Genomic DNA, 4,051 nt, shown 5'->3' with positions numbered 1-4,051 from the left:
ACTCATCATAAACCTTCCTTGCATTCGGTTGTGTTGTCGTGCAACTGTTCGGTTGTGGTGATGGTTGGTTATCTGCTCGTTTAGCTAAGACACGGATGTTAAAAAATCCCAGGGCGTGTACAGAGGCAGATAACCTGTTTGATTGCTATGGTACATTGGTTTCAACATACAAGGGTGGGTGTAAACCCGCCGTTTTGTTTTTCAGGCTGCCTGAAATTTTCAGACAGGCAGTTGTTTACGTTTAAGGCAGTCTGAAAAGTTTGGGGTTCGGGCAACCGGAATATTTCAGACGGCCTAATCCGCCGTAAAGCGTATGTTCACGCTGCCTTTGCCGACGGCTTCTTTCAAACCGGCGGGGTTGGCGATGCTGCCCAACCGCGTGTAACGGTATGAACTGTCGAAGCTTTCGTAAAACACCACGATGGTATTCCCCTGCCACAGCATGACGTCGCCCGCGCGGATTCTGCCGGGGCGGGAATCAGCGGCGGGCAGTCGGCGCGGCAGTTCGGCGTGTTTTTCGTTTTGCAGGTGATCTGCCATGTTGAGGCTGAGCGGCAGCAGTTTGCGCAGTTCGGCGGCCGCGGCGGTGTCGGCCGGTTGGAGGGTGAAACGTTTGCCGTTGATGTCGATGTGCATGGCTGCTCCTTGTTGGCGCGCGGGTGGCGAGGGTGCGGCTTCGCTCTGTCCCTGCGGCGTGCAGGCAAGGCAGAGCGCGGCGGAGAGGGCGAAAAACAGCGGTTTCATGCGGGCTTCCTTTCAGGTTTTCAGACGGCCTTTGGCGGTAAGCGGTGGGTTAAAGCCCATTTTGCAGGCTGAAAGTTTTTCAGACAGGCATTTTCAGACGGCCTGTTGGTGGGTTTACCTTCACCCTACTTAGAAACAGGCCGTCTGAAAAGTTTGGGGTTCGGGCAACCTGTTCCCGTTCCTGCGGGAGAGGACTGTTTCGGTTTGAGAAACGTTTCAGACGGCCTGAACGCTTTGCTTTCTCCCTAGCCTTCTCCCACGCGGGAGGGAGTGGGAACAGGTGTGTTTTAAAGTGGCGGAATCAATCTGCCGTTCTGTATTTTCAGGCTGCGTGAAAACGGGCAGCAGCTTTCCGTGAAGCTGAAAATTATTTCAGCCAACGAAATGCCCGTTCCAATTCTGCCATGCCGTTTTCCAAATAACAGCGCCCGTGAGCCAGAATGATTTTTTCAGGCTGCCAGGCAATCAATTTTTCCAAACTGGCACGCGCGGCGGCACGGTCGGTAAAAGTGGCTCGCATGTCAATCGGGGCTTTTCCGTCCGGGTCGGCGTTGCCTGCGAATTTCATCGCGCTGCCCCAAAACCATCCCATTTTGTCGGTTTCGAAATTTTCTATCAAATCCGTGAGTATCAGCGTTTTACTGGCATGATGAAAAAAATCGACTTCCTGCATCACTTTGCTGCCGCCGAAGATGTGCTGGCTGATGTCTGCCGCCCATTCGTTTGGTGCAGTGCCATCTAAATCCCGGTCAAAACGAACGGCGGTTTTTTGGCTGGCGGCACGCTCTCTCACATTCGGGCTTGCCCAAGCAGTTGCATTCGGATAACGCGCCTGCCAACCGGCGATATGGGCGTAGTGGATATGGTTGGGCGAGACCAGATGGAGGACTTCGCCGAGTTCGTCGATTTGGCGGAAAAGTTGTTCATCGGGGGCGATGGGGGAATGGCACCACAAGCCGCCGTTTGACAGCCGTATTATGGTCATGCGTGTGGAAAAGGGCACTTTGGCGATGGCCATATCCATGTGGATGATGCCGCCGTCCGCTATCCAAATGTTCCCGGCTATGGGTTTCAGGGTGTTGAGCGGCCGGTAAAGGGGAACAGGGGTTCGGGTCATGGGATTGCCTTTGGTCATCAAGTTTTCATCCGTAATTGCGTAGTTCGGGCATTGATACCCGACAATGTGTTGTTCCGCCTGTTTCGGTTTGCGTCGGGCATGAATGCCCGGGTTACGGTGCCGCTTTGTTTTTCAGACAGGCATTTTCAGACGGCCTTACAGTTCCGCCGTGAGCCGTTCCACAATTTCCGCTGTGCTGCCCGCTTCGGCGAGCGCGTAGTTTTGTCCCGCCCACATCGGCGCGAACCAATCCGCGCAGCCGTGGGGTTCGGCGGCTTGGCGCAATGCGCCGACGGCGGCCGCGGCGAACGGGAAGGGCAGGGCTTCGGGGCGGACGGAGCCGAGTTCGCGCATCAGCGGGTTTTCCAAGCCGCGCGCGTAGCCGCCCGTGAACAGGTTGGTCACGGCGGTGGGCAGGTTTTTGTTTTGCAGGGCGGCGCGGTGTTCGGCCCGGGTGTCGGCTTCGTCGGCGAGCATGAACGCCGTACCGACCTGAACCGCTGCCGCGCCCGCATCGATGGCGGCGCGCACGGCGGCAGCACCGCTTATCCCGCCCGCGGCAATCACAGGCAGGCGCACGGTGTTCAGAATGCCGGACAGCAGTTCGAACGTGCCGACGGCTTGCGGTTCGCGGCTCAGAAACAGCCCGCGGTGGCCACCTGCTTCCTGACCCTGCGCGATGACGGCATCCGCGCCGTGTGTTTCCAGCCAGCGCGCTTCTTCCACGGTGGTGGCGGACGACCACACCTGCGCACCCGTGGCTTTTACCGCGTCGAGCAGCCGTTTTTCAGGCAGCCCGAAATGAAAGCTGACGACGGGAGGACGGAGTTCCTGCACCACGGCCAGCGCTTCGTCGTCGAACGCCCTGCGCCCGCCGCCCTGCGGAATGTCAGCGCGGTTCAGGCCGAAACGGTTGAATAGCGGTTGCAGCAAGTCCAGCCATGCTTCGTGCTGCGCGGCGGAAATCTGCGGCACGGTGTGGGCGAAGAAATTCACGTTGAACGGCGCATCCGCAACGGCGGCGCGGACGGAGGCGATTTCCCCGCGCAACGCATCGGGCGAAAGCATGGCCGCAGGCAGCGAACCGACAATCCCCGCGCGGCATGCGGCAATGGCCAGCCGTGCGCCCTGCACACCGGCCATGGGCGCTTGGATGACGGGATGCTTGAGTTTGAGGGAGAGCCGTTGCATGGAGGTTCCTTTGCTTGGTTTTCGGGCGGCGTCGGTTGCAGAAGGGTATGGTTGGGTTTTGCGGGTGGGTGTGAGCGTTCGTTTAATGCCATCCGAACAGGTAGTCGGGGGTGGTGCAAATGCTGCCTGAAAAATAGGGAATAATATTTTAGTTGAAGTTAGAAATCGTAAATCTATTTAGGAATTTTAATTTTATTGGGATTGTTTTAGTGATTTATTGCCGCCGTTGAATAACCCGATAGCCATTTGCACCGGTCTTTCCGGTTTTTGCGCATAACTCATTTCCACAGCGTACAATGTCGGCATTATTGATTCTGTTCAGCATGTCGGCCTCCAATTTCTTTTGTGAAATAATACTGGAATAAAAGAAAACCAAAGCAATACCTCCCACAACCAAAGTAGCCAACGTGATTGCTCCGCCCAATACCGTTTGCCTGAATATTTTTTGGTTGCTTTTGTTTACATGTTGCAGATAAGTATTAAATTCTCCCACTTGTTTAATCATTAACTCCCTTGCTTCTTCCATATCCGCTGAGTAGTTTTTCACTTGTTGCGAGGCGCCGTCAAGCAATTCATTTCTGACCAGCTCCACCATCATGTCGCGTTGTCGACTTAAAGATTTATCCAGTTCTTTTTGAACATTATTAACGATTTTACCGCTATCGTCTTTGTATTTTTCCAAAACCATGACCATATCGATCACTAGGTTTTGCAGCCGTTCCGATGTAGTGTCTAATTCATTCATTTTGTTTTTCCTTTAAACTGAAACTCCCCACGATTTTCCTGTCGTAGGGAGGCGTTTTGATTGGCGATATTCCGTTATACGGATCGAGAAAAACCTCTCTGCAATTCTTCATACTGGATGTTTTTATTTTCCTGCATAGCTAATTCTTGATATTTCTCTTGTTCGATACGCTCTTTGGCTACTTCATGAAAACGGGCAACTTCCTCGGGATTGTCCGCAAGAACCTTTTTGGCATACGAACCGTCGGTATCGTT

The 4,051-nt window shown here is 54.3% G+C and carries 5 protein-coding genes and 1 pseudogene; 1 reads left to right on the top strand and 5 read right to left on the bottom strand.

Annotation, left to right across the window (positions count from 1 at the left end; all coding sequences use genetic code 11):
* Positions 1-294 precede the first annotated feature (294 nt).
* The gene (locus ACEYDX_RS06250; protein ID WP_373741164.1) at positions 295-744 is read right to left on the bottom strand and encodes a cyclophilin-like fold protein; all 450 of its coding nucleotides are present in this window, start codon (positions 742-744) and stop codon (positions 295-297) included.
* A 108-nt stretch (positions 745-852) separates the two neighbouring features.
* On the opposite strand from ACEYDX_RS06250, the gene ACEYDX_RS06245 reads away from it, so the two are divergent.
* Complete coding sequence (locus tag ACEYDX_RS06245; RefSeq protein ID WP_373741163.1) at positions 853-993, top strand: hypothetical protein; 141 nt, start codon at positions 853-855, stop codon at positions 991-993.
* Positions 994-1,111: 118 nt separating this feature from the next.
* On the opposite strand, the gene ACEYDX_RS06240 is transcribed toward ACEYDX_RS06245, so the two are convergent.
* From ACEYDX_RS06240 to ACEYDX_RS06225, 4 genes and pseudogenes are all read right to left on the bottom strand, one after another.
* Positions 1,112-1,861: a DUF4336 domain-containing protein gene (locus ACEYDX_RS06240; protein ID WP_373741162.1), complete on the bottom strand. Its 750-nt coding sequence runs from the start codon at positions 1,859-1,861 to the stop codon at positions 1,112-1,114.
* Positions 1,862-2,017: 156 nt separating this feature from the next.
* On the bottom strand, positions 2,018-3,052 hold the full coding sequence (locus ACEYDX_RS06235) for an NAD(P)H-dependent flavin oxidoreductase (protein ID WP_373741161.1): 1,035 nt from the start codon (positions 3,050-3,052) through the stop codon (positions 2,018-2,020).
* A 214-nt stretch (positions 3,053-3,266) separates the two neighbouring features.
* Positions 3,267-3,797, bottom strand: a complete 531-nt coding sequence (locus ACEYDX_RS06230) for a lytic enzyme (RefSeq protein ID WP_373741160.1) — start codon at positions 3,795-3,797, stop codon at positions 3,267-3,269.
* Between the two features lie 74 nt (positions 3,798-3,871).
* Positions 3,872-4,051, bottom strand: a pseudogene (locus ACEYDX_RS06225) (hypothetical protein); the annotation flags it as partial.

The sequence above is a fragment of the Neisseria sp. genome (genome assembly GCF_041804105.1).
Lineage (GTDB): Bacteria > Pseudomonadota > Gammaproteobacteria > Burkholderiales > Neisseriaceae > Neisseria.
The sequence above is the reverse complement of the archived record's forward strand: the minus strand, read 5'-3'. Positions and strand labels throughout refer to the sequence as shown.